Consider the following 958-nt stretch of genomic DNA (forward strand, 5'->3'; position numbering starts at 1 on the left):
TTTCAAGAAGAACAAATCGGTCATACAAATCGATTGATTACAACATTGGCGGCATATTGTATAAGGTCAGTCAAAACGAACATGGTTTCTTTAAATACAAAAAGATTGGAAAATTTGCCAACAACCCAGAGATTGCAAAATGAATTGTCAAAGCCGAAAAACTTTCTGATGACAAAGTTCCATACATAAGCAATCAGGTGGCACAAAGCAAACACCACGGCAATATGCTATACAAGAAAAAATACATTGTTAAAAAAATAAAATAGTTAGCAGCTATTTTTTTGTTTTCCGATATAATCACATTGTAAGGAGTTGAATATGAAATTATTGAAAGAGATGAACAAAAAAGAATTGCTTGATGAAATCATCCGTCTTGGTCAAGAACTTGAAGACAAGATGAATTGAAACAAACCAAGTGAACCGGCAAACGCTCGGGCGGTTGAAGCAATAGGTTTATATGGTAAGGAAGATATTGAAAACTTACAATATGAGAATGATGAATTGGAATATGCATTGCAATTCATAGAAAGGTAAAATATGATTAGAATAGTAGAATGATTCAGTGGAATAAAAGCATTTACTAAAGCATTAGAAAAGCAAGGTGTTGATTATGAAATGGTGGATAGTGTTGAGTTAGATAAACATGCCATTAAGTCTCAAAATGCTTTATATGGCACAAATTACAAACCGACAGACATAAATGATGTCAATGTAAATTCATATGGTGAAGTGGATATTTTGGTAGCAGGTTGACCCTGTACATCATTATCAAACGCAGGTAAACAAAAAGGAATGGGTAACATAATTGAAAGTTTTTATGTAGAACCTACATTGGCAAATATCTCGCAATGATATTACAATGCCAATTCAAATGGCACTTATGGCGAATTCATCAATGAGTATCCATCTGGCCTAATTTTCACATCTTTGGTTAAATTAAATGAAATGTCAAGCAAAC

At 32.9% G+C, this 958-nt stretch carries 1 protein-coding gene; it reads left to right on the forward strand.

The genetic code is table 11. The features are described from left to right. Nucleotides 1–567: 567 nt before the first annotated feature. A complete protein-coding gene (locus tag N1032_RS24010) occupies nucleotides 568–753 on the forward strand; it encodes a DNA cytosine methyltransferase (protein ID WP_259542970.1) in 186 nt (61 codons plus the stop codon). The last annotated feature ends 205 nt before the right edge of the window (nucleotides 754–958 follow it).

The organism is Herbiconiux daphne (assembly GCF_024979295.1).
GTDB lineage: Bacteria > Actinomycetota > Actinomycetes > Actinomycetales > Microbacteriaceae > Herbiconiux > Herbiconiux daphnes.